Source organism: Pseudalkalibacillus sp. A8, from assembly GCF_045920555.1.
Classification (GTDB): domain Bacteria; phylum Bacillota; class Bacilli; order Bacillales; family Fictibacillaceae; genus Pseudalkalibacillus.
On sequence record NZ_CP174509.1, the window covers coordinates 2752090 to 2776920 of the forward strand.

Below are 24831 nucleotides of genomic sequence, written 5' to 3' on the forward strand. Positions count from 1 at the left end.
GGCGGTGAACAGGATGAAACCAATAATGAGAGGGATTGAAGCTTTGTCCACCGTTGCCGGCAAACTCTCTGGGTACCTCATGATTCCGTTGACCATGGTCATTGTGTACACCATCGTAATGCGCCGTTTCTTTTCAAATGCGCCGGATTGGGGATTCGAAGTTCCAATTTTCATCTTCGGTATCTCTATCCTGCTTGCGGGAGCGGATGTATTACGGATGAAGGGGCACATCGCCGTAGATATCATCAATGGACATCTGCCAGAGCGTTGGAACCGACTGCTGTCCACTTTCGCTCTGCTACTCATTATAGTCGTCTGCACATTTCTCGTGTTCAAAGGAACCGGAATGGCAATTGAATCGACTCATATTCTGGAGCGTTCTTCCCACCAAAGTTCGTTTAATCCTCAAATATGGTGGTTTAAATGGTTCATCCCGCTCAGCGGTCTACTCGTCTGGCTTCAGGCATGGGTTGAGGTATACAAAGTCTGGCGTGGAGGTGAGGAATGATGATGTTGATTTTTGAATATGCGCCGATCGCCATGTTCTTGCTGCTGTTGCTTTTGTTATTCCTTGGAGTGCCGATTGCATTCTCGCTTGCATTTGTCGGGGTCTTCTTTGCATTGATTATGTGGGGGATCGACAGCACAAGCCTCCTTGCCAGTGCTGTTTGGGGTGTAATGAATAACTTCACACTCATCGCGATTCCACTATTCATACTGATGTCCGTCTTGCTGGAAAAGACCAACATCATAGCAGATCTGTTCGATTCTGTATATAAATGGTCCGGTAGACTTCGTGGTGGTCTGGCCATTGCCGCTATTGTTGTGGGGGCTATTATCGGTGCAATTTCAGGAGTTGTCGCGGCAGGCGTAATCGGCTTGGGTTTGATCGCTTTACCGCAGATGATGAAATACAAATATAATGAAAATCTTAGTCTCGGTTCCATTATGGCAGGAGGCACCCTCGGGCAGCTTATTCCTCCTAGCCTCAACATGGTGGTATATGGTGCAATAACCGGTGTATCCGTATCCAGCTTGTTTGCCGGGGGATTAGGCGCAGGATATCTTCTGATTTTCTTATTCATTATCTATATCTTGATACAGGCCTACCGCAGGGAAGACATGGCACCTGCACTTGCCAAAGAAGATCGTGCCACATTTAGAGAGAAAGTGGAATCGCTCAAGTCCATTGCACTTCCAATATTGCTGATCATCATTGTCCTCGGGTCCATCTTCACAGGTATGGCCACCCCAACAGAAGGTGCAGCCGTTGGTGTCTTTGGGACGATATTGATCGGCCTTGGAACAAAGCGTTTGGATTGGAAAAAAACGAAGGAGTCAATCAATGAGTCGACAAAAATGACCGGTATGGTCGGTTGGATACTGATCGGGGCTGCTTCATTCAGTGCAGTATTCTCTGGAGTCGGCGGAAATCAGTTCGTTGCAGAAATGGCTCAGGTAGTACCGGGCGGAAAATGGGGAGTTCTTTTCTTCTCGCTTGCATTCATCATTCTGCTCGGAATGTTTCTGGAAACGATGGCGCTGATCATGCTCGCAGCTCCAATCATTTCACCGGTAATCGTGAATGCTGGTTTTGATCCGTTATGGTGGGCGGTTGTCTTTATGGTAGTTCTTCAGATGGCATTTTTGACACCGCCATTCGGTTTCGCGATTTTCTATCTGAAAAGCGCAGTCGGAGCGAAAGTTGGAATCGACAAGATTTACCGGGCAACCATACCATTCATCATGATACAGCTGATTGTAGCGATCATATTAATCATATTCCCGATGCTCGCTGTATGGCTGCCTAATTTACTAAGCGACTAATCAAACAGGAGGAATTCACTATGACAAACTTAAAAGGCGTATATCCGGTACTGATTACACCGATGCACAAAGACGAAACAATCAACTGGGATGGATTTAGAAATAATATCGAGTATTTCATTAACGAAGGTGTCGATGGACTTGCAATCAATGGGAGCACCGGAGAATTTGTAAGCTTGACGAAAGAGGAGCGGTTTAAGGCGGTCGAAGTGGCGGTGAAACAGGTCTCGGGAAGAATCCCTCTCATCGTCGGAACAGCAGCGGAAACGACAGCGGCCGCTATTGAATATACACAGCAGGCCGAAAAGACGGGTGCGGATGCGGCACTTCTCATCAACTCATACTATGCTCATCCGAAGGAAGAAGAGATCTACGAGCACTTTAAGACTGTTGCAGAATCCGTCTCCTTTCCGATCATGATTTACAATAATCCCTTCACGTCTGGTGTTAATATTTCAGTCGAAACTATACTTCGAACAGGCAGGGATGTGGAGAATATTACCCATATCAAAGAATCCAGCGGAGAAATCCGGAACGTTCGCGACATATCTCGCCAAGGTAAGGGATTCATCAAAACTTTCTGCGGAGCAGATGATATGGTTCTTGAATCATTCATGGTCGGAACAGAAGGCTGGATTTCTGTTGCGGGGAACATTGCGCCGCGGACTGCCAAGGAAATGTATGACGCATATGTGGAAGGGGACATCGATTGGGCATGGGAGTTGTACGACAAGTTGCTTCCGCTTTGTAATTTCCTTGAGGGTTCCGGTAAGTATGTCCAAATTACCAAGCATGCGATGGATTTGAAAGGGCTCGCCGGCGGTCCATCCCGTAAGCCACGTCTTGGGTTGAGCCAAGAAGAGCAAGAAACTCTAAAGAAATTAATGGAGCAGTTGGATGTTTTAGAAGTATCGAGAATAAACGGAGAGGGGTAAGACAATGACGGAAGTAAAGGCAAAAACGGGAGAGCTGAAACCGAAAGTTTCAACCTTTTTAAATGAGAAATTGGGACTTTATATTGATGGGGAATTTGTCCCTTCAAGAAGCGGACAGACGTTTGATGTACTGAATCCGGCGACAGAGGAGAAGATTGCGGAAGTCTATGAGGCGGGCGAAGAAGACGTCAATTCGGCAATCGTTGCTGCGCGCCGTGCTTTTTATGAAGGGGAATGGACCAAGATGGACGCAGCTTCACGTTCACACCTCATCTACAAGTTTGCAGATCTGCTCGAAGAGCACAGGGAAGAATTGGCGCAACTAGAGACATTGGACAATGGTAAACCGTATGATATAGCCCTTGCGGATGATGTGGATGGTACTGTTCAGCACTTCCGCTACTATGCCGGTTGGACAACGAAGATTACAGGAAAAACAGTCCAAGTCTCACCGGATTATTTGAACTATATCGTTCATGAACCTGTTGGAGTAGTCGGTCAGATTATTCCATGGAACTTCCCCCTTGCCATGGCGGCATGGAAGCTTGGTGCAGCACTAGCGGTCGGTTGTACAGTCGTTATCAAACCGGCAACCGAAACTCCACTCTCCCTTTTGTACGCTGCACAATTATTCAAGGAAGCTGGCTTCCCTGACGGTGTGGTGAATGTTGTACCAGGAGCAGGTCGGGTAGCAGGAGAAGCGATTATCCGCCATAAAGATATCGATAAAGTAGCGTTTACTGGCTCTACAGCGGTAGGCAAAACGGTGATGAAACAGGCGGCAGATCAAATAAAGGGAGTTACACTGGAGCTTGGCGGCAAATCCCCGGCCATTATTTTAGAAGATGCGGATTTAAGTGAAGCGATTGATGGCGCGTTTGTAGGAACGATGTATAACCACGGTCAGAACTGTAGTGCCTGTACACGAGTTTACGTTCATCGCTCACTTTACAATGAAGTGTTGCAAGCACTAGCCGAACGGGCGGATTCACTAAAGGTCGGACCAGGACTGAATGAGGATACAGAGATGGGACCGCTTGTTTCCCGAAAACAGTTGGAAACAGTCCTTTCCTATATCGAAAAAGGGAAGGAAGAAGGTGCGCGCCTTGTCACCGGCGGAAAACGTGTCCATGACAAAGGGTATTTTGTACGGCCGACTATTTTTGCAGATGTCACAGATGATATGACGATTGCCCGCGAGGAGATCTTCGGACCGGTTATGGCCGTCTTCCCGTATGATACGGAGGAAGAAGTTATCCGCCGGGCAAACGATAGTAACTATGGATTGGCAGCCAGCATCTGGACGACAAACGTCAAAAAAGCTCACTATATAGCGAGTAAACTCCAATCCGGTACTGTCTGGATCAATGACTTTGGCCTTGAATGGGAAACAATGCCGTTCGGTGGGTACAAACAATCTGGAATCGGTCGCGAAATGGGTGGGGAATATGGTCTTGCCAACTATACCGAGGTAAAAAGCGTATTTGTGAACATTAAACAGCCATAATGAAAAAACTCTTGGAGAGCTGTATTGCTTTCCAAGGGTTTTTGGCGCTATTATAGTGCTGAGAAGGAAGTGTGTATTAAAAATGGTTAGAATGGATTGATTGAGTAATGGATAATAAACTAGGAAAAGAATTTAAACAAATACGTAAAAGTAAAAAATTAACTTTGAGAGAAGTGAGTGAACGGAGTGGCCTTTCAGTAAGTTTTCTTTCACAGGTGGAAAGAGGAATTAGTTCAGTAACATTTACATCATTACGAAAGATTGCCGAGGCATTAGAAGTAAACATTAACCTATTTTTTGAAGCGGACGAAGAGACTCCATCAATAAAAAAACAGTCACTTAAAACACGCGCAGTCCAACCTAACTTTACTTACACAAATCTCGTTGGTAATATGGAAAAACCCCAATTTTACCCGGCACGCATTGAATTGAAAGCTGGCGAATCTCACACTGCACCATATACACACCATGGTCAGGAGTTCGTATATGTGTTAGAAGGCGAATTAAAAGTTGTCTTGAAAAACCATGAAGAAACTTTGTATGCTCATGAATCATTACATATCGATTCTACAGAAGAACATGTATGGTACAACGAAACGGATCAGCCAGTGGTTTTACTTGTTGTCAGTACAAACTCATAGGATGAACATCATTTTAGTTACTAGAGGAGCATTAATGACCCGCTACCCATTTTGATGGGGAGTAGGTCATAATCGTTTGTTTATCTGTCTATAATTGAGGACGTAAAATTCCAGCGCTGTTTTTATGCGATCAATTTCTGTATCCAAAAGATTTAACGTTTGACGAATGAACAAATTCATGGCACTCCTTCTTTCTACGTTATATTGGCTTTTACTGACTTATTTGTGGTGTCTCCGTTATTACCGTTCATTTCTGAAGCATATAAGGTTAGTCCAGAGACGACTGGATGGATGGTAACTGTTTTTGCGGTTACATATGCCTTTTCGGCTCCATTCTTTGGTTGGCTTTCAGATAAAAAGGGACGGAGAACAATTATTACGTTTGGTTTATTATTGTTCGCTATTTCTAACACACTAACTGCTTTTGCTCCTTCATTTTCATGGGTAATTGTTAGCCGTATTTTAGCTGGTTTGTCCGTTGCTTCAATCACTCCGTTGATATACGCAATCATTGGAGATATTGCGCCACCAAATCGAAGAGGAACATGGCTTTCGATTGTTGTTTCAGGACACTTAACGGCTCTTTGGGCAGGAGCGCCATTCGGTACGTTATTAGAGTATTTTCTTGGTTGGCGTTCAGTATTTGTTGTAATGGCTATCATAGGATGCATATTGGCAGTAGTGAATTTCAAAACATGGGAATCTATTCCCAAAAGTGATTTAACAAGAAAACTATTAGAAGGAAATTTGCTACGAATACTTGGATCCGTAAGTGTTACCATCATTTGGGCGATTTCAATGTATGCCCTCTATGTCTATTTAGGTGCAGCTCTTTACTCTGAAAATCGATTTTCTTCATCAGAAATCGCATTACTGTTACTTTTTATGGCGTCGGTGCCGTTTTAGGAAGTCTTACAAGTGGGCAATTAACAGATAAATTTGGAGAAAGAAAGATTTCGAAGGCTACGCTAATTTTCTTGACTCTAGTACTCATTTGTTTAGGGATATTCTTCTCATCTGGCGATTGGGTTTATTTCTTTCTGTTTATATGGGCTTTAGTCGGGTATGCAGGATTTACATCATATCAAGCGCGATTAGCTGTCGAATATCCAAAAGAACGAGGAATTGTTGTGGCATGGAATAATACGGCTCTGTATATTGGTATCACCATTGGTTCAATGATTGGAGGTTATGTGATATCTATTTGGGGATATTCTCTACTCCCATATGTTTGTAGTATTGCAACAATCGCTAGCTTTGTGCTTAGTACCCAAAAGGTAAAGAATCAAAAAAAGAACCAACTTTTTCAGTAGATACTTGACCTCAGAACGAGATCTTTTTGTTTTCGTATCAGATGCTTTAATGGAAGATCCCTTTTAGATTTTAAACAATCGTTTTCTAATATCGATATTCAAGAAACGGCCGCGATTGTTGAAGATTAAGCAGATTTAATCGACTTTATTGTTATTTATTTTAAAAATGAGTACAGGGTGAAGAAAATTAAATAAATATTTTTTTGAACACTGTCCCATTTACGAACGGTGTGATGTATGGAATATTAAAATTAAACAACTCTGTTGTAAGTAAACACTAAAGAAAAAAGATAAGGTAAATTCAACAAAATAAGTGAATTTACCCTAGCTTTTTGTGAGTGGCCCAAAACAGAACGAATAGTTGCCGCACTCATAAAAGGATCATACATATTAGTAGGACTATTATATATGATCCTTTTTTTTATTCATGCAAAATAAGTATTAAAAAAAGTGCAAAATAAATCCAAAAGTTACAACTTGCAACGCTAATTTACTAGAGAATAACTACTTTATTATCTATTATTTACTCTATCTCCCTTTACACTTCTACCCGGATAAAAATGATTCTTTTCAACTAGCTCGTTTTCTTTTGCTGTTACATCTCTAGGAATAATTTTATAAATAGCCGTTTTGCTGCCCATGGAGGAAGTGTATTTTTCTACATGGCTTTTGGCCAGAGGCGTGTCATAATACCCCGGTACATACTTATCTAGCATTTCTTGCATAGCTTGTGTCCCCTCTTCTAAATCTGTGACAAGTTCAATATTTCCAAACATAATCACACTCATATAGGCTGTATCAGTATGAGCGGGTATGGGAGAAACGATGGTGCTATATTCCTCACTAATCGTAAAACAAATATTACTATTGTCATTAATCATCTCTATTTTTCGCCCCTCAGCAGCACCATGGAAATAAATCTTGTTATCCCACCAGACAAAATTAAGAGGAATTACATAGGGCTGCTCTCTAGCGGATAGTCCTAGAAAGCCAGTTTTGGCTTGAGCTAAAAAGCTATTAATTTTTTCTGGGTCCTTACATTCACGTTTAGCATATCGAATTGTATTCATCCTCATATACCTCCAAAGCTAATATTGTTATAATGAGTATAATTTTATATTGACCACTTAGAAAGAGACAGTTTAAATAAAAATAATGAGGTCAGATGGAGGAAAAATGATTGCATTAACCCCGCTTCTTAAAAAAATGAGTAAGAAACCACTCTATGTTCAACTATATCAATATATTAAGGAGGAGATAGAAAAAGGAGCGATTTACTCTGGTACACTTTTACCCTCTATTCGCCAATTATCTCAGCATCTAGAGGTAAGCAAAAATACAGTGGAGGGCGCCTATCAGCAATTACTGGCAGAGGGCTATGTTGAAAGTATTCCTAGAGTTGGCCTTCGAGTACTGTCTTTAGAGGACACTCTGGCCTCATATAGACAAATAGAAAGTGATCATACTGCTGCTAAGCAAGCAGCAAGCAATGAAGGCTATAATAATACCGAAACAAATGAGTTGTCAATTCGTTATGATTTCATCTATGGGGATGTTGATGTTGAACATTTCCCTATGAAGCTGTGGAATAAATATCTTCAAAAAGCATTAACAGTTGAGAACAGTAAATTACTCATGTATGGCGATCCTTTCGGAGATAGGGGCTTACGTGAGGAACTAAGTCAATACCTCCTGCAGGCAAGAGGATTTACCTGTAGTTCAGAGCAAATCGTAATCTGCTCAGGGACACAGCATGCCATTAGTATCTTAAGTCAATTGCTCTCACTTCAGGGTTCCCTAGTAGCCATTGAAGAACCAGGGTATGATGGAGTTCGATCAGTTTTTATCAATCAAGCCTGCAAAGTCATTCCTGTTCCGCTAGAGGCAGATGGTATATCTGTCTCAGATCTACAAGCGAGTAATGCTAAGGCAGTCTATCTAACACCCTCCCATCAGCTCCCAAATGGGATGATCATGCCTATTCAGAAAAGATTAATGCTGCTTCATTGGGCTTATGAGCACCATACCTATATCATAGAAGATGATTATGACAGCGAATTTCGTTATCAGGGTCAGCCTGTACCAGCCTTAAAAGCATTAGATAAAAGGGAAAGCGTAATCTACTTAGGTACCTTCTCTAAATGCTTTTTACCATCGATTAGAGTAAGCTATTTAGTTCTGCCACCCATGCTTGTTCAATTGTATAAGCTGAGGCTGTATAACTATAATCAAGCTTCCTCCCCTATTATTCAAAGAGCTCTCTATTTGTTCATGAGGAATGGAGATTTTGAACGGCATATTCGGAGAATGAGGAAAATTTACCATTTAAAGCACAAAACGCTTTTGAATGCTATTGACAGGTACTTGGGTGACAAAGTAGAGGTAATTGGTGAAAAATCTGGACTACATATTTTACTCAAGGTTCCTGGTCAGATGGACCATGAGTTAATTAAAAAGGCTCTAAACTATGGGGTTCAGGTATATTCAACCTCAAAGTTCTGGTATAACAAACAGCAGCATGACCCTTCAACCTTAATGCTTGGTTTTGGTAGTCTTTCAGTAGAGGAAATAGAGGATGGAATTCGGTTATTGCGAGAGGCGATTCGATGAAAAAAAGCTCTGCTAATATGTATTATCCTTAATCACTCCCTTGTTGGTTGTGTAGATAACGGAGGATAAAATTACCATCAATGTTGAAGAAATAAGATATCATTTTACCAAAAAAATATATAATGCTAATTTTATACATGTTATTAATCAGTTAATCATTAAGGCTTGGTGACAGGGTTTCTGATTAAGCTACTGCGGGAAATTTCTTCTGAAGCTTTAAGAGGAAATCAAGTGCTTATAACTCATAGTGGAATGGGCTATAAAACAGCTAAGCTCATAGTAACAATAGGCGTGCGGGTTCCTGTTACTGGAACGAATACTTGAACCTCTCGCTACTTAACGACCTTACGGTCTGTTTGAAGTGGGAGATTCCTAAGAGCACCAGTGCAACCACCGGTTCTTAATTAGGCTATCCCCGCAGTTCCTGCGGTTAATCGTAATGCTTCATTACGAATATTGATACTTGCGTTCATGTCTCGATCGTGATGTTCGCCGCAAGAAGGGCAATCCCATTTACGCAATCCGAGATTTTTAACATCTTTGTTTTTGTATCCGCACTTTGAACATAGTTGACTAGAGGGAAAATTTTTTGCGACAATGACCACTTGTTTGCCATACCACTTCGCTTTGTATTCAAGCATCATACGGAATTTCGACCAACTAACCTCACTGATAGATTTGGCTAAATGGTGGTTTTTCAATAGATTCCTTACTTGTAAATCTTCTATACCGATGATGTCGTGGTTTTTGACAATACCGGTCGAGATTTTATGCAAGTCATCCATTCTTGCATTGGTAATTTTCTCATGCAGTCGTGCAACCTTTATCCGTTGCTTATGCCAGTTGGAAGAACCCTTTTTACGCCTTGAAAGCGTACGTTGTGCTTTGGCTAATTTCTTTTCAAGTTTGCGAAAATAGTTGTGATTCTTATGTATTGTTCCATCAGACAAAATCGCAAAGTCCTTGAGGCCAACATCGATCCCTAAAGCTGAACCGGTTTTAGGTAACGCTTCAACCTCTGTTTCAACAAGGATGGATACAAAATATTTTCCGGTTGGATGACGTCGAACCGTGACATTCAGGATACGACCTTCAACCTCACGACTTTTGGCAAACCTGACTAAGCCAAGTTTAGGCAACTTGATTTTGTTGCCTACAATCGCAATATTGCCGTTCGTGTGCTTTGTTGTGTAGGATTGTACATTATTCTTTTTAGACTTAAATCGTGGTGCTTTGTTTTGTTTCTTGAAGAATCGAGTATACGAATCAGCAAGATTTTTAAGTGAGGATTGTATAGCAATGCTGTCAACTTCTTTTAACCAAACCAATTTTTTCTTAAGTTGTGTTAGTTGAGAAGAACAAGCGTTATAAGTTAATCCTTTGCCTGTTTCTTTGTATGTATCATTCCATTTTGCTAAAAAATGATTAAAAACAAAACGAGAACAACCAATGGTTTTAGCGATTAAGATTTCCTGTTCTTTGTTTGGATAGATCCGAAACTTATACGCTTTTTTGATTAACATGGTTGATCATCTCGTTTAAAGGGAATGTATGTTCTTATTCTAACACAACGAGGTCCACTTTGGCTAACGCCAACCGACATTCATCTCCCACCTACTCATTGGGATACGCCCTTCACATTCCTTGAGGTGGGAGTCTTCTGTCGGTAATACGATAAAAGCTAAAGTAGCTAGAAACAGAATACTCGAATTGAAGGATGCATTAAACTTATTTCCAAAAAGCAGGTGATATTACGAAGGTAGTTGATCGGACGAGCTTAATTAGGCGGAAATTAAGTTAGGGTTTATTAACGTTTTGGTAAACTAAGCAGGAATTGCTGGTGGTGAATTGGTGGAGAATTTGCTGAAGCACAAAGAAAGAATGATGGATTTAATAAATATCATGCGGCAGTGTAATGAACTAATGAATCTCTAAAATCTTTTTCGTTAAAGGTTGTGTTACGATGCAATATAATGTCATTATTATTGGTGCTGGATCTATGGGGATGGCAGCTGGATATTACCTATCAAAGCAAGGGAAGAGTGTTTTATTAATCGACGAAAATGATCCGCCACATTCGAAAGGATCACATCATGGAGAATCTAGAATAATTCGTCATGCCTATGGAGAGGGTGAATGCTATGTGACCATGGCCTTGAGAGCTCAAGAGCTATGGTATGATCTAGAGAAAGCTTCAGGAAAACAATTATTTCTTCAAACAGGAGTTTTAACAGTAGGCGAAAAAAAATCCGACTTCATACAAAATGTGCTGAAAAGTGCGGAGGTACACGATTTGAATGTTGAGAAATTAACACCTACTGAAATTAATCGAAAGTGGAAAGGTTTTTCGATACCAGAAGCACTAATCGGTTGTTTTGAGGAAAACTCCGGAGTACTTTTTAGTGAAGAATGTATTAGGGCATACCGGGATCTAGCAATAGAAAGTGGCGCTATTTTACAAGCAAATTCGAGAGTGAATCATATCTCTGTGGAAGATGGAATCGTTCATGTGGAAACGACACATGGCTCTTTCTCAAGTAATTCTTTAATTGTGGCAGCAGGGAAGGGAACTCCCCAAATACTCACTTTCTTAAATCTAGAATTGCCATTACAATTAGTAAGAAAAACCTTCTCTTGGTTTAAGTCTGAGGAAAGTCTTTATCATACAAGTAGATTTCCAGCATATGCCTTTTGTTTACCAAATCAATTATTTTACGGTTTTCCTAGTATAAATGGAGCAGGTGTCAAGATCGGTCGTCACGATGGAGGACAAACAATAAAGGTAGGCGAAAGTTTAGGAGAGTTTGGTGATTACCCAGAGGATGTTGGTGATGTATCGGAATTTGCCAAAACCTTTATGCCTGAGATCATCGAGCATGAAATTGGTCGTACATGTACCTATACCAATACACCTGATGGTGACTTTATCATTGATCAACACCCGCAGCATAGTAATGTGGTAGTTGCAGCTGGATTTTCTGGGCATGGATTTAAGTTTAGCAGTGTAGTCGGAGAGATATTGTCACAGCTTGTTATTGATGGTAAAAGTGAGTTTGATTTGAAGCCGTTCTCGATGGAGAGGTTTTAATGATGTAGTGTTCGAAGAAGGTGGTAGAGTCTAACGGGCGAGAAAATTAAAATAAACGAATTAAGGGTGCTAAGGGTAACGATAGGTACCTTTTGTAGTCAAGCTGTTTTCTACCATATAGGGAAAATGCTTTTTGTTTTCAATATGACAATTGGTTATATATGTTAAAATGTTTCGAAAAAATCTTCAATCTTTTGGTGGTTAATCCCGTCAGGATACTCCACCACCGTACCCTATCTTATTTTTCCTTCCTTTGTTCTCCTCATTGTAATTCTTTGCTCATCACTCGGTAAAGGATCTGTGTGGTCAAACGTCCATAAACAAAACCAAGTCAGCTAAGCCAGCGTAACTAGGTGAAAAATGACCTGTAAACGCTGGCTAAGTCATTGGGTTTTGTACATGTCCGTAACTTCCCACTTGATGCTTCTGCATACTTTCGTATCCTTCTACACTCGTTTTCGCAAAAATTCCTTTCTTTTCAAACAAAGGAAGGAGCTGTATCAAGATGGAAACAATTTATGAAATTCAACGGATCAGACAGGTGATTTCAGAAGTGGAAGGAGGAGAGCCATACATCATACGTTCTCCAGAAGATGCTGCTAAAGTTGCTGTAGAGATTATCGGAGAAGATGATCGCGAAGTGTTCTTTGTCATGTGTCTCAATACAAAAAACAGGGTTGTTGCAGTCCATCGTTGTCATGTAGGATCAATCAATGCGAGGATCGTTCATCCCAGAGAAGTATTCAAAAGTGCAATCCTGAACAACAGTGCAATGCAAGTAATCGGTAAAAATTCAATAAATCAATTAAACCGAGAGGATTTAGTAACCTTTGATAAGGAGCTTTCTGGATTTATGGGAATAAGGTATGGAGCCTCTAGAAGGTAAATCGGTCTCTTTTCTACGAAGCATCTTCAGAAGGTAGATTACCACAATAAGAAACCTTTTTAAAAATAGAAATAGCTGATTTTACCATTCAAGGCGAAAAATCGGCTTTTCTTTTTTAATTGAACCGTTACAAATCTTAGATTTAACTCATACACTACTTCTAGGCAACTATTGGAGGTAGGCCATGAATAACATTTTAAATCAGGTATTATCCACATGGGAAGGGGCTCCACTTGATGGAGCGATTACGATCATTAAAAAATACGGGTATCCACATGAATGTACGTTCAGTCGACTAATCTGGTATAATAACGGACCATGGAAGCGTACGATTGTTTATCGAGATCCGGTTCCACATCATTTCCCTACACCTCATCCGGATTTTTTGGAACAAACGATCGATTATAAGGTACCTGTACACTTATATGATGAAGTCGCTGCTTTTGATGGAAGTGTTTATCCAGATCGGACGAAAGGAGAGGCTTCCGCAAAATGCCATAAAGAAGCCATGAATTTTTTATCATTGAATTTATTGAATGATCTAGTTACAGGGAAAAGGGATGTACAGGGTGCTAAAGCCTTTTATGCTCAAACAGCACAACAATTTAGTAAATATAATATTTCGTCCCCATATACAGAAGGTTTACTGTTTCCAAAGCAATTTAATACAGCAGATCCAGGAGAAATTTTTTTTAGATAATGTGAGAATATAAATTCTAGAAGAAAACCAATAAAGCCGATGACTTCTTAACGACTTACGAAAATAAACCATTGATGTTAATGGTTTATTTTTTGTGATCTTAAGACAAGCTGCTTTTGCCGGTTTTTACGTACTTCGATTAATTTTTATAGTGGAACAATATGTTTCCGGCTAAAGTTTATTTTGACAACGTGTTGTGTAAATAAAGCTATTATTTCATCCAATCCACTGGATTTATTTTAAAGTATTAGCATGGCTGTTCATTGAATAATTGTAGAAAGACCAAGAATAAATCGAGTATGGAGAAGAAAGTATGATTCTCTTCGTTTGTAAAAATCATAGCAGAAGAAGCGAAAACGTAAGTATGAAAGATTGTTTGGAGTATTGATTTACCGGGGTTTGGTCAAATCTTAAACGGTATAATTTATGAAGAGTTTACTTTTTATAGGATTAATCAATACTCAGTAAAATTTTAGCACAGTTATTTTATTAAGTTCCATGAAGGATCGGAATGGTTTGGCAAACAAATTATGGAAGCTTTATTTTTATCCATGTTTGTTTTTTGAAATGGGATGCTTTTAGAGATGCAGGTGGAGGTCAAAAGCCTTATTCATTTCTCGCTTTAGTCTTTCCGGCTTTTCGTGTAAGGTGTTGTTTATTCATCAGGACTGGTTAGTTATGGGAACCGGTTTGGCTATCAATGCTTTTTGTTATACCCGGTTTACAATTGAGTGACCTTATAGCAGAAATGGTCTTTTTCAGTACCTTTAAAGAGTACACACATCTTTGCTTTTTATCATAATAAATAATTAAATAATCTCCATTTTTATCTACAATACGTTTTCCAGCATTGAGGACTGGATAGTCATGTATTTTACAATTTAAGGTTGGGATGTTTTTCGAAATCCATTTTAGCACATACTTGTGTCCGTACATTTTTTTCACCTTTCATTGAAAACTATATTTAAGTATATACCTTATATTACGTTTTCTGAAACAAAGTCTTAATACATTTGTATTTTTCAAGCAATGTTAGGAATCTAGCAAAATGATTATCCTCAGATTCGGCTACTAGAGGTATCAAAGTTATTGAAGATTCTGCCTATGCGGGATAGGCCAGGATAAAGCTGCCCAATCTAAAGTCTGTATTAAAACACAAAAAACAGACCTTCGGACTGACATTATTCATTACAGGACGACGTCTGAACCTTTGGATTGCTTTGCTTTATGGATGGCTTGGTCATGTGATCATTGATTTTCTGACTCATGTGTGAGATGCAGTACCTATCTTTTATCCGTTAAGTGATATGATTATCAAAGGACTGATTTCCTACTGAGATTCTGAGTTTTATGGTGATGAATTCAGTTTGATTCACTCTATTTTCTTTATTGCCGCTATCATCTTTCTGATTGTTGAAAAAGTTCGTTCGAAAAAGTAGCAAAAACATAGTGAAGGTCTCCGTTCGCTGAAAGGAAGGGAAATGTAAAATGGCTGCTCGAATCAAAGTCATCGAATATGATGAAGCAGAAGGGAAAATGAAGGAACTTTACGAAAGGTTTAACGGACAAATGGCCAATATTTTAAGGGTCCATTCACTGAATCCTAAATCATTAGTGGCTCATTTGGAATATTATAAAGTGATCATGTTTGGCAAATCCCCTTTACCACGAAGGCTCCGCGAAATGATTGCAACGGTCGTCTCGTCAACAAATGAATGCTTTTACTGAATGGAACATCATGGAGCGGCGCTCCATTTGTTGGTGAAAGATGAAAAGCTCGTAGAAGAAATCAAGCAAGACTATAGACGTAGCACTCTAACCGATAAAGAAAGGGCAATTCTGGGTTATGCTGTTAAATTGACGAAAAAGCCAAGTAGTGTCAATGATGAAGACGTAAAACTGTTAAGAGAAAAAGGTTGTAACGATCAGGAAATCCTGGATGTTTGCCAAATCACATCTTACTTTAATTTTGTCAATCGTATGGCTGAAGGCTTGGGTGTCCAGCTGGAACAATGAATATATGAAAAAGAACTGACGAGTTAAGTCAGTTCTTTTTGTCGAGTAGATGTTTTGCTTCCAATAGCCGTTGAAATGTAGTGAACAGTTCAACGATTAAAAATAATAATGTCAACAATGTCAGATAGGATGAAAATAGGATCATGACTGAAAACAGGATAAATCCTTCCGTACGTTCTGCAAGACCTGCTTGATAATAAAAGGATTTTACACCATTCTTTTCTGAAAGGGCACCAACCGTAAGAAAAACGGTCATTGCAAAGATGATGGAAACACTTAATAAAAGTAAAGCCCACATCGAATTCGGATAACGAAACGCGAGCCCTACAATCACACTTATTTCGACTAAACGATCAAATGTGATGTCCAGTAATGTCCCCCAGGGTGAAGTTTTCGTTTTTCGTGCCATCGTACCATCCACTGCATCCAGGAAGCCTGAAATCCACAGGGTGAGTACTGCTATGACAGGGTGACCAAAATAAGCAAAGACGCCGGTAAATATCCCCACAAAAAATCCGAGGTAGGTTACTTGATTTGCAGTGAGTCCTGTTTTCAAAAAGAAATCTGCAGTCTTTTCAATTATCGGTTGAACATATTTCCTAGCATGAGTATCAAGCATTTTTCGACCACCTCAAATAAAATACGGGTTATTGTACTAATTTTAACCATAGAAAGAAAAACATACAGTAACATAACTTACATTTTGAAGCCGTATGGATTGTAAGATTCCTTACATAAATCTTTTCAGACATCTACTATACTTTGATTAGATATAAAAATAAACAACTAAGAGAATGGAGGTTTAATAAAGATGATACATAAAGTGATGGCACTAATAACGGTTTTGACATTCTTTCTTACCGCATGTAATACAAGTGAAGAAGGGCATTCCTCGGATGCACTTGAAAAAGATTGGGATCAGGTTGTAAAAGATGCTGAGGGTTCAACTGTCAACCTATTCATGTGGGGTGGTGACAACGGGGTAAATCGTTATATTGATGAGTGGGTTGCCCCTAAGTTGAAGGAAAAACATCATATTACATTAAAAAGACACCCGATGGATACGAATGATTTTATCCATAAACTACAAACCGAGAAAAAAGCAGGCAAAGAAAAAGGGACGATTGATGTCATCTGGATCAATGGAGAGAACTTTAAAAATGCTAAAGAAAATAAATTACTCCTCGGATCATTTGTATCCAAACTTCCCAACTTCACTAAATATATCGACAGTGATAAGAACTTCACGAAATCTGATATGGGTACAGAGATCGAAGGGATGGAAGCCCCATGGGGAAAAGTTCAATTTGTCATATGGTATGACTCTGAAAAGGTACAAAGTCCACCTGAAAACCTGGATGAGTTGAGTACGTTTATCAAGAAAAATCCTGGTACCTTTACTTACCCAAATCCAAAGGATTTTTCTGGGAATGCTTTCTTGCGTCATGTGTTGTATGAAAAAACAGGTAAGAATCCAAAACTGAACGAAAATGCTGATCCCTCTTGGCTTGAAGGTGAAGATGAGGCGTTTTGGAGTTATTTGAAGGATATAACACCGCAATTATGGAGGAGTGGAAAAACTTACCCCGAATCTTTATCCCAATTAGATCAATTGTATAGTAAAGGTGAAGTATGGTTTACATTTGGTTTCAATGAGGCAAGGGGTGAGGGGTTGATCAAGGAAGGTGTTTTTCCACCGTTTACTAAATCGTATGTATTAGATATCGGCTCAATCGGTAATACGCATTATTTAAGTATCCCATTTAACAGTTCTAATCCTGAGGGTGCTATGTTAGCCATCAATTTTATGGAATCACCTGAAGCCCAGTTGGCAAAAATAGACCCTTCAATGTGGGGAGAAGGTATGGTACTTGAATCTAACCGATTACCAAAAGATATCCAATCAGAACTAAAATCTCTTGATCGGGGAGACGCTGTCCTGTCGACAAAAAAATTGGAGGAGGCTTATTTACCTGAACTTAACTCTTCCTATATTGATTGGATTAAGGAGCAATGGTTGCATGAAGTTGTTCAGAAATAAACAGGTACTTCCATACTTGCAGCTTGCCCCAGCATTTTTATTGATTGCTGGGCTGTTAGCTAACGGCATGATTAATGGGATAACGGAAAGCCTGCATATGGAGTTTTCATGGTCGACCGAAGCCTATCGAGCTCTTTTTACGGAAAGCTTGTTTTGGACTTCACTCTGGTACACCTTTTTGATCACTCTCATTTCAACCATACTCGGTTTATTGATCGGTCTTGGTATTACACACTTTCTTTTCTCGTATCTTATGAAAGACCGATGGAAAGCAGTCATATGGGTTCCTATGTTATTTCCACATTTCGCTGCAGGGTATCTGATTGTACTGTTATTTTCAGATAGCGGATGGATATCAGGATTTTCATATCATTTAGGCGTGATTTCACAACTTGGTGATTTCCCGAATCTAGTAAATGATAAGAAAGGAGTAGGAATCATATTGACGTATGTATGGAAGGAAATCCCGTTTGTAGTGTTGATGCTGTTGCCAATTTATGTGCAACTGGACAACCGCTTAAAAGATGTCGTACGGACGTTAGGCGGAAGCAAATCCAATGTATTTCTAACGGCGCAGTGGCCATTTCTGTGGCCGTCTATCATTGAAATCGCATTTATTTTATTCGCATTCATCTTTGCAGCCTTTGAAGTCCCTTATTTGCTTGGAGTCACGTTCCCGCAGATGACCCCAGTTCTCGCCTACGAATGGTTCTTTGATGGGACCTGGACCCAGAGGCCGCTCGCCTTTGCATCGATGACGGTTATGACAGTCACCATTGTCACATTGACTATAGCCGTCTATTCATCCAGTCAAAAATACCGGCACCGTTTAATGAAGGGGAGTTAATCATGTTTCAAAAATTAATGATTAGAACGTTGTTGGTATTTTCGGTCATTTTGACAATAGGGCCAGTATTACTTGTTATGTTACAAAGTATTTCCTTTCGATGGATGTGGCCCGATTTGATACCTCACCAATTTGGAATTCAAGCGTGGTATGTAGTATTCGACGATCCGAACCTTATTCAAGCATTGAGTAACTCGTTGATCATTACAGCTGCTGTCGTGATGTTAACCATGTGCATCAGTATGCCTGCTGCTAGAGCACTTGCATTTGCACTGTTCAAAGGGAAGACATTAATTGAAACGATTCTAATGCTGCCTTTATTGATTCCGTTGCTGTTTATTGTCATGGGCTTACACTTGACAATGATTCGATTCAATCTAGCTGACACACTTCCAGGTGTCGTGCTTGTTCATCTCCTGCCTACTGTCCCTTATGCAATCAGAATTCTAAGAACCGGGTATGAGCGAATCGGCACAATATGGTATGAACAAGCGACTGTCTTGGGTGCAAGTCGACTAAAACAATTTTGGACGATTACGGTACCCATGTTAATGCCAAGCATACGAAGTGTAATTGTGCTCACTGTCGTCATTACTCTCAGTCAATATGCATTGACAGCGATTATCGGAGGAGGGATCATCACCACATTACCGATGATCTATTACCCCTATTTCAACAGTGCAAACCAATCAATTATGGCTGCGTTCACCCTATTGTTTGCTATATTACCGATCATTTTTTGGTTCGGCATTGAATTGATTTGTAAAAGTGTGACAACGTTGATCAGACAACCTTGATGGAAAGGATATCGTAGGTATGGAGAAATTTATTGACCTAAAGAACATCTCAAAACAATTTAACAACCAAGTGACCATCCTTGACGATATCTCTCTTTCGATTAATAAAGGAGAAGTATTAAGTGTGGTTGGACCTTCAGGTTGCGGAAAAACAACTTTATTGAGATGTATTGCAGGCCTTGAAGAACATAAAGGAACGTTTAAAATGAACGGGCATATTCTCAAAACAAATGTATATGAAAAACGCGGGATTGTCTTGATGTTTCAGGATTCCCTTCTTTTTCCCCACATGAATGTTTTGCAGAATGTGACTTATGGGTTAAAGATGAAAAAGGTTGCAAAAAAAGAAAGAATCCAATCCGCCCAAGAAATGCTTGATAAAGTGGATATGTTTCATTATCAGAAGAAATTTCCATATGAACTCTCTGGGGGCCAGCAACAACGTGTGGCGTTAGCCCGTGCTCTTGTAACGAAGCCTGATTTGCTCCTCTTAGATGAGCCATTCAGTAATTTGGATCAGTCACTTCGTTATGATTTACGGCAATACGTTAGAAATGTATTGGTGGAAGAAGGGGTTACAGGCTTGTTCATCACCCATGATAAAGAAGAGGCATCATATATGGGAGATCGACTGGCTGTAATGGGAAAAGGCAAGATACAGCAGGTCGGAAAGCCTAAGTTCCTATCATTACAACCAGCAAATCCGTTTGTAGCTCAATTCTTTTCAGAAGGGTTGGTTTTTAAGGAGGGCTTCGTACCATCTAATAAATTGGCTGTAATACCTGCTGTCTCCAAAACTTCAAACAATCTAAATATTCTTGAAGGTAAAGTCATGAATGAGAGTCTGGAGTACGGGCAAACGATCTACCATATCTATATACCTGAAGCAGATCAGACGATTACTCTTCCTTACGAAAAACATCAATTCACAGATGGAGACCTCATTTTATTACAATATGATGGGGACAGCATTCATCACTTTGGAGAGAATATTAAGAAGAGTGGAGATAAAGACAATGAAAACCTTGCTTAAGAATAAATGGTTAAAGTGGAGTTCGATCGTTGCGATTGTCGCATTTGTAATCTGGTTCAGCACGACTCAATTGAACTTGGATGCTAATGAAATCCGAGATTGGATCATCGAATTTGGAATATTTGCTCCAATCATTTACATGCTTTTATATACGGTTCGATCTCTGATCTTCTTTCCGGCATCTGTTCTCTCCATTACAGGTGGGCTAGCTTTCGGACCATTGTTCGGTACGATTTTTACAGTGCTGGGAGCGACTGCAGGAGCATTATTATCCTTCATCGTAGCTAGAAAAATTGGAAAAAATATTGCAAAAAAAGAATGGAAAGGAAAAGGGAAAACCATTCAATTACAATTGGAGAAAAGCGGATTCTTCTATGTCCTTTTATTCCGATTCATACCTTTGTTTAACTTCGACCTTATCAGCTACACTGCTGGGGTTTCAAAAGTTCGTTTTCGAGATTTCTTTCTGGGAACTTTGATAGGCATCATTCCTGGGACTTTCGCTTACAACTTTCTAGGCAGCAGTTTGGTAAAAGGGGACCCGAAAATCATCCTTTTTGCAGTAATTGTCTTCACGGCATTAACAGTGGTTCCAATGTGGGTCCGTAATAAATGGATGAAGAGACAAGAAGGCGAGGAAGGGGTTCTTGATGATGAAACCATATGATTTGATTGTTATAGGTGGTGGCGCTGGTGGACTTACCGTAGCAGCAGGTGCCGCTAGCCTTGGTGCCCAGGTCGCTCTTATTGAAAAAAATGAGCTACTCGGTGGAGATTGTCTCCATTATGGATGTGTTCCATCAAAGGCGCTCATTAAAAGTGCGAAAGAAGTCTACGGCGCTCAAAAAGCTGCAGAAAGATTAGGGTTTTCGGTTTATGGTCAACCGGATATAGGGCTAGCAATGGAAAGAGTAAGAGCAGCAATTTCTGACCTTCAGCATCATGACAGCCATGAGCGCTTTGAATCACTAGGTGTCGATATCTTTTCAGAATGTACAGGGCGATTCATAGATGCACAACAATTCGAATTGGATAACGGAAAAATCCTGAATGGGAAACGATTCGTCATTGCTACCGGATCCAGACCGTTCATACCGCCGATTGAAGGCATTGAAGAAGTAGAATACCTCACAAACGAATCGATATTCAACTTAAAAGAATTACCGAAACGTTTGGTTGTTATAGGTGGAGGTGCTATTGGACTAGAAATGGCACAATCGATGGCACGTTTTGGTTCAGAAGTCACCGTTGTGGAAACATCAAACACGATATTTGGTTGTGAAGATGAAGAACTGATTCCGGTCATAAAGAAAGAACTTGAAAAAGAGTTCAAGTTCTTATTCAAATCTCTGGCGAAAAGCGTTCGTATGGAGAATGGCACGAAAGTTCTGACCGTTGAACAAGACGGGGAGTCAGTCGAAATTGAAACAGACGCTATTCTGATTACAACGGGTCGAAAACCAAATAACGATAACCTTGGACTAGAGGAAATTGGAGTTCAGCTTGAGAAGGGGAACGTCGTTGTGAACGAACACCTTCAAACGACTGTCTCGAATATTTTTGCTGTAGGAGATACGAATGGGAAATATCTATTTACTCATGCTGCAGGAATGGAAGGGAAAATTGTCGTACGTAATGCTTTGATCGGCATCAAAGGAAAAATCAACTATGACAATCTCCCATGGGTGACATATACGGATCCGGAAGTGTACCACCTTGGTTTGACAGAGAAAGAAGCTAGAGACACACATGGAGAATCCATCAAGGTATTCAAAGTTCGTATGAAAGATGTTGATCGTTTTGCAACTGACCGGGACGAGGTCGGTATTGTGAAAGTCATCACTTCGCAAAAAGGTGAAATCCTTGGAGCACATGCGGTTGGCAGAAATGCAGGAGATTGGATGCAAGAAATTGTATTTGCGAAGACGGAAGGACATAAAATCGGTAACCTTTCAAATGTCATCCATCCTTACCCGACACACGGTGCTATCCTGGAGAATGCAGCAAATCAGTTTTGGAGGGAAAAGCTGTTTAAAGGTGTCTTTCCTAAACTTACTGAAAAATATATTCGCTTTTTTAGATGAAAAAAGGGGATAGGACTACAGGAATCCTATCTCATAATGAAATGAAATATCTTATGAATAAATGGCGGCATTTAAAGGTTGTTGCAAGAGAGATAATTAAACCTCAATTGTTCTTATCCAGCTCTTTTAAAGCTAGTTCAGCATTGATCTTAAGTGTACTCAAAGTCTTCTTTAGAATCCCTTCCTTTTTTAATTGACTTATGATAGAGCTGACTGTTTCCCTGCTTGAACCGATCATTGTCGCAATATCATGATGCGTAATTTTTACATCAATCGTCTGCCATTCCATATTTCGTTTTCCAAATTTCTCACTTAATTTCAGTAGTAACGATAATACCCGATAACGTACATCCCTCAGAGCAATTTGTCGCTGACCTCATAAATGTCTCGTAATCTTGCTGATAAAATTTCAATCAGTTTAATCGCTAATTTAGGATTCTGCTCAATCAAATTCTCGAATTCAGACTTGCCGATAATACATAAATAAACATCAGACATCGCTTCTGCATAATCCTGATCCTCAGTCAAAGAAAACGTAGAAGTTTCTCCAAAAATATTGCCATCTCCCAGGATATCAACTGTGAATTGTTTTCCATTTTCACTCATCCGGTACAAACGGACTTGCCCTTTTTTCAATAAGTATAAAGCCTGGATCGACGTATCAGGGGTAAATATGGTCGTGCCTTTTTTCAGAGGCTTCATATTACTTATTCGATCTATTTCTTTGAGTTCGTCCATCTGCATTTCCTCAAGTAGATTTATCTGAGAAAGAAATTTCAATTTATTTTCCAAGCAAATCCCTCCTGCCACTATTATATTCTGTATGGAGATTATTTAAAGTAATTTATATTACATACGTAAGATGAACCTTGATGTATTGTATAAACTAAGAGGAGGGGTTGAAAGAATGATGACAGCTATTTTATATACAATCAATGGTTGTTCTAAATGTCAAAACATTAAAAATTTCTTGCAGGAATTTGATTTAAAATTTAACGAAATTAATATATGTGAACAACCTGAATTTAGTAAAGAAGTTCAAAAACATGTAGGTGAATTCTACGTCCCGATATTTATATATAGGAATACTATTATTAAAGGTGATAGAATTAGTGAAATCAAAGAATTGGTTGGAGTAAAATAGGGGGTTTTTAAGGACTGGCTCAATGTAAGCCATCTTACAGAAAAAAATTAACCTTCGATGCTAGTATGATTAATGTAAGTTAATAATAACAAAGGAGGTCAAATTTATGGCAGATAAATCAGTCATTCGTATAAAAGGTAATACCGATGGGATGCAATCGGTTTTGGATGCGGGAAAACATCAAATCACAATTGATGAACCACCAGCAATGGGGGGAAAGGATACTGGAGCAGATCCTCTTTCAGCGCTGTTAGCATCTCTTGCAGGTTGTGAAAATGTCATTGCCAATTTGGTAGCAAAAGAAATGGATTTTGACCTAAAAGGAATTGAATTTGACATTAGTGGCATTCTCGATACAAGAGGCCTGATGGGAGACCCTAATGTGAAGCCTTATTTCGAAAAAATAAGAGTCAATGCAAAAGTATCTACAGACGAATCAGATGAACGTATTCAAGAATTAAAAGAAAAAACAGATGCACGTTGTCCGATATTCACAACATTTGTTGCTGCTGGTATTGAAACAGAGGCCAATTGGACAAGAGCATAAGCGAGTTGTTACAAAGGACTGGTTATAAATCATCCTTTGTTTTCTTTTGTTTCAAAAGCCCGCATCTAATTGCCCACCCAACAAGAAATAAGACAATGAGAAATCCTAGGCTATACAACATCACATTTTGGTATTTATCAATATCCACAAGCCCGTGACCCAATAAAGTGTACGCAATGGTTCCAGGTATCATCCCTATACCGGTTGCAAGGAGGAAACGCTTGATTTGCATTCCTGCCAACCCAGCAGCGAAGCTGATCAAATCAAAAGAGACGACTGGTAAAAGTCTCATAATAAGAACGAACCAAAATCCATAGGAACCTTCCATTTTTTTAAAAGTATATAACCAGTTATCATCCAGTTTTTTCTTAATTTGTTCATATCCAAATACTCTGGATAAGTAAAACGCTGTTATTGCACCAAACATCGCCCCGATCCAGGATATAGCAAACCCTAAATAAATTCCAAATATCGAACCATTAGCGCCAGTGATTAAAAAAGAAGGAATTGGCGCTACAATAGCTTGAAGGATCATCAGTATTATACTGATAAGTGGAGCAAATAGACCCCAAGAACGAACATAACTTACGACTCGATTGATGGAATCCCCGGTCAATAAATCAATCAAGTTACTTCCCTTAAAATAAAATATGACCACAATTAACAAAATGAGCCCTAACCCCAGCTTTTTCAACATCACAATAGCCTCCAAGTAATTAAATGCTTTCTATCATTATCTAGTAATTAGATTGAATATTATGTAATTTATCTTACAGTAATGGCTCCTATTCTTTTATACACTTAATGTATCCCGA

The 24831-nt window shown here is 39.5% G+C and carries 27 protein-coding genes and 1 pseudogene; 21 read left to right on the forward strand and 7 right to left on the reverse strand.

The window, feature by feature from the left end; all coding sequences use genetic code 11:
- Window positions 1-13: 13 nt before the first annotated feature.
- The 7 genes from ACJROX_RS14185 to ACJROX_RS14215 all read left to right on the forward strand — a co-directional run bounded on the left by ACJROX_RS14185 (window position 14) and on the right by ACJROX_RS14215 (window position 6223).
- On the forward strand, window positions 14-508 hold the full coding sequence (locus ACJROX_RS14185) for a TRAP transporter small permease subunit (protein WP_408011340.1): 495 nt from the start codon (window positions 14-16) through the stop codon (window positions 506-508).
- A complete protein-coding gene (locus ACJROX_RS14190) occupies window positions 505-1827 on the forward strand; it encodes a TRAP transporter large permease subunit (RefSeq protein WP_408011341.1) in 1323 nt (440 codons plus the stop codon). Before ACJROX_RS14185 ends, ACJROX_RS14190 begins: the two co-directional genes overlap by 4 nt.
- 20 nt (window positions 1828-1847) lie before the next feature.
- Window positions 1848-2762 (forward strand): 4-hydroxy-tetrahydrodipicolinate synthase, encoded by a 915-nt coding sequence (gene dapA, locus ACJROX_RS14195; protein WP_408011342.1) that lies wholly within the window; start codon window positions 1848-1850, stop codon window positions 2760-2762.
- Window positions 2763-2766: 4 nt separating this feature from the next.
- Window positions 2767-4269, forward strand: coding sequence for an aldehyde dehydrogenase family protein (locus tag ACJROX_RS14200; RefSeq protein ID WP_408011343.1), 1503 nt, complete (start codon window positions 2767-2769; stop codon window positions 4267-4269).
- A gap of 107 nt (window positions 4270-4376) precedes the next feature.
- Complete coding sequence (locus tag ACJROX_RS14205) at window positions 4377-4910, forward strand: helix-turn-helix domain-containing protein (RefSeq protein WP_408011344.1); 534 nt, start codon at window positions 4377-4379, stop codon at window positions 4908-4910.
- A 228-nt stretch (window positions 4911-5138) separates the two neighbouring features.
- Entirely contained in the window at window positions 5139-5816 is a 678-nt protein-coding gene (locus tag ACJROX_RS14210) for an MFS transporter (RefSeq protein WP_408011345.1), read from the forward strand.
- Complete coding sequence (locus ACJROX_RS14215) at window positions 5780-6223, forward strand: MFS transporter (protein WP_408011665.1); 444 nt, start codon at window positions 5780-5782, stop codon at window positions 6221-6223. Before ACJROX_RS14210 ends, ACJROX_RS14215 begins: the two co-directional genes overlap by 37 nt.
- A gap of 512 nt (window positions 6224-6735) precedes the next feature.
- On the opposite strand, the gene ACJROX_RS14220 is transcribed toward ACJROX_RS14215, so the two are convergent.
- Complete coding sequence (locus tag ACJROX_RS14220; protein WP_408011346.1) at window positions 6736-7293, reverse strand: pyridoxamine 5'-phosphate oxidase family protein; 558 nt, start codon at window positions 7291-7293, stop codon at window positions 6736-6738.
- A gap of 106 nt (window positions 7294-7399) precedes the next feature.
- Here ACJROX_RS14220 and ACJROX_RS14225 point away from each other — a divergent pair, with 106 nt between their 5' ends.
- A complete protein-coding gene (locus ACJROX_RS14225; protein ID WP_408011347.1) occupies window positions 7400-8833 on the forward strand; it encodes a PLP-dependent aminotransferase family protein in 1434 nt (477 codons plus the stop codon).
- A gap of 257 nt (window positions 8834-9090) precedes the next feature.
- Here the strand turns inward: ACJROX_RS14225 and ACJROX_RS14230 are convergent.
- Together ACJROX_RS14230 and tnpB are read right to left on the reverse strand one after the other, a co-directional pair.
- A pseudogene (locus ACJROX_RS14230) lies at window positions 9091-9153 on the reverse strand (hypothetical protein); the annotation flags it as partial.
- Between the two features lie 84 nt (window positions 9154-9237).
- The gene (gene tnpB, locus ACJROX_RS14235) at window positions 9238-10356 is read right to left on the reverse strand and encodes an IS200/IS605 family element RNA-guided endonuclease TnpB (RefSeq protein WP_408010369.1); all 1119 of its coding nucleotides are present in this window, start codon (window positions 10354-10356) and stop codon (window positions 9238-9240) included.
- A gap of 440 nt (window positions 10357-10796) precedes the next feature.
- Here tnpB and solA point away from each other — a divergent pair, with 440 nt between their 5' ends.
- The 5 genes from solA to ACJROX_RS14260 all read left to right on the forward strand — a co-directional run bounded on the left by solA (window position 10797) and on the right by ACJROX_RS14260 (window position 15523).
- Window positions 10797-11921, forward strand: coding sequence for an N-methyl-L-tryptophan oxidase (gene solA / locus ACJROX_RS14240; RefSeq protein ID WP_408011348.1), 1125 nt, complete (start codon window positions 10797-10799; stop codon window positions 11919-11921).
- A 505-nt stretch (window positions 11922-12426) separates the two neighbouring features.
- Window positions 12427-12807, forward strand: a complete 381-nt coding sequence (locus ACJROX_RS14245; protein WP_408011349.1) for a JAB domain-containing protein — start codon at window positions 12427-12429, stop codon at window positions 12805-12807.
- Window positions 12808-12991: 184 nt separating this feature from the next.
- Window positions 12992-13507 carry a hypothetical protein gene (locus ACJROX_RS14250; RefSeq protein WP_408011350.1) on the forward strand — a complete coding sequence of 172 codons (516 nt, stop codon included), beginning with the start codon at window positions 12992-12994 and terminating at the stop codon, window positions 13505-13507.
- Window positions 13508-14995: 1488 nt separating this feature from the next.
- On the forward strand, window positions 14996-15235 hold the full coding sequence (locus ACJROX_RS14255; protein ID WP_408011351.1) for a peroxidase: 240 nt from the start codon (window positions 14996-14998) through the stop codon (window positions 15233-15235).
- Complete coding sequence (locus ACJROX_RS14260) at window positions 15236-15523, forward strand: carboxymuconolactone decarboxylase family protein (protein WP_408011352.1); 288 nt, start codon at window positions 15236-15238, stop codon at window positions 15521-15523. It abuts the gene before it with no gap.
- A gap of 28 nt (window positions 15524-15551) precedes the next feature.
- On the opposite strand, the gene ACJROX_RS14265 is transcribed toward ACJROX_RS14260, so the two are convergent.
- Window positions 15552-16142: a CDP-alcohol phosphatidyltransferase family protein gene (locus ACJROX_RS14265; protein WP_408011353.1), complete on the reverse strand. Its 591-nt coding sequence runs from the start codon at window positions 16140-16142 to the stop codon at window positions 15552-15554.
- A gap of 192 nt (window positions 16143-16334) precedes the next feature.
- On the opposite strand from ACJROX_RS14265, the gene ACJROX_RS14270 reads away from it, so the two are divergent.
- The 6 genes from ACJROX_RS14270 to ACJROX_RS14295 are packed head-to-tail and all read left to right on the forward strand — an operon-like array spanning window position 16335 to window position 22325.
- Window positions 16335-17564, forward strand: a complete 1230-nt coding sequence (locus ACJROX_RS14270; protein WP_408011354.1) for an ABC transporter substrate-binding protein — start codon at window positions 16335-16337, stop codon at window positions 17562-17564.
- Window positions 17545-18411, forward strand: a complete 867-nt coding sequence (locus ACJROX_RS14275; protein WP_408011355.1) for an ABC transporter permease — start codon at window positions 17545-17547, stop codon at window positions 18409-18411. Before ACJROX_RS14270 ends, ACJROX_RS14275 begins: the two co-directional genes overlap by 20 nt.
- A 2-nt stretch (window positions 18412-18413) precedes the next feature.
- Window positions 18414-19208 carry an ABC transporter permease gene (locus tag ACJROX_RS14280; RefSeq protein ID WP_408011356.1) on the forward strand — a complete coding sequence of 265 codons (795 nt, stop codon included), beginning with the start codon at window positions 18414-18416 and terminating at the stop codon, window positions 19206-19208.
- A 19-nt stretch (window positions 19209-19227) separates the two neighbouring features.
- Window positions 19228-20241 (forward strand): ABC transporter ATP-binding protein, encoded by a 1014-nt coding sequence (locus ACJROX_RS14285; protein WP_408011357.1) that lies wholly within the window; start codon window positions 19228-19230, stop codon window positions 20239-20241.
- The gene (locus ACJROX_RS14290; protein WP_408011358.1) at window positions 20225-20908 is read left to right on the forward strand and encodes a TVP38/TMEM64 family protein; all 684 of its coding nucleotides are present in this window, start codon (window positions 20225-20227) and stop codon (window positions 20906-20908) included. Before ACJROX_RS14285 ends, ACJROX_RS14290 begins: the two co-directional genes overlap by 17 nt.
- A complete protein-coding gene (locus ACJROX_RS14295) occupies window positions 20895-22325 on the forward strand; it encodes a dihydrolipoyl dehydrogenase family protein (protein WP_408011360.1) in 1431 nt (476 codons plus the stop codon). The genes ACJROX_RS14290 and ACJROX_RS14295 overlap by 14 nt, the downstream gene beginning before the upstream one ends.
- 103 nt (window positions 22326-22428) lie before the next feature.
- Here ACJROX_RS14295 and ACJROX_RS14300 read toward each other — a convergent pair whose 3' ends face one another.
- Window positions 22429-22614, reverse strand: coding sequence for a helix-turn-helix domain-containing protein (locus ACJROX_RS14300; RefSeq protein ID WP_408011361.1), 186 nt, complete (start codon window positions 22612-22614; stop codon window positions 22429-22431).
- Window positions 22615-22679: 65 nt separating this feature from the next.
- Window positions 22680-23117 carry a Crp/Fnr family transcriptional regulator gene (locus tag ACJROX_RS14305; protein ID WP_408011362.1) on the reverse strand — a complete coding sequence of 146 codons (438 nt, stop codon included), beginning with the start codon at window positions 23115-23117 and terminating at the stop codon, window positions 22680-22682.
- 115 nt (window positions 23118-23232) lie between these two features.
- Between ACJROX_RS14305 and ACJROX_RS14310 the strand changes: the two genes are divergently transcribed.
- Both ACJROX_RS14310 and ACJROX_RS14315 read left to right on the forward strand, forming a co-directional pair.
- Window positions 23233-23469: a glutaredoxin family protein gene (locus ACJROX_RS14310; protein ID WP_408011363.1), complete on the forward strand. Its 237-nt coding sequence runs from the start codon at window positions 23233-23235 to the stop codon at window positions 23467-23469.
- Between the two features lie 106 nt (window positions 23470-23575).
- Complete coding sequence (locus ACJROX_RS14315; protein WP_408011364.1) at window positions 23576-24016, forward strand: OsmC family protein; 441 nt, start codon at window positions 23576-23578, stop codon at window positions 24014-24016.
- Between the two features lie 22 nt (window positions 24017-24038).
- Here ACJROX_RS14315 and ACJROX_RS14320 read toward each other — a convergent pair whose 3' ends face one another.
- Window positions 24039-24713, reverse strand: a complete 675-nt coding sequence (locus tag ACJROX_RS14320; RefSeq protein WP_408011365.1) for a TVP38/TMEM64 family protein — start codon at window positions 24711-24713, stop codon at window positions 24039-24041.
- Window positions 24714-24831: the final 118 nt, after the last annotated feature.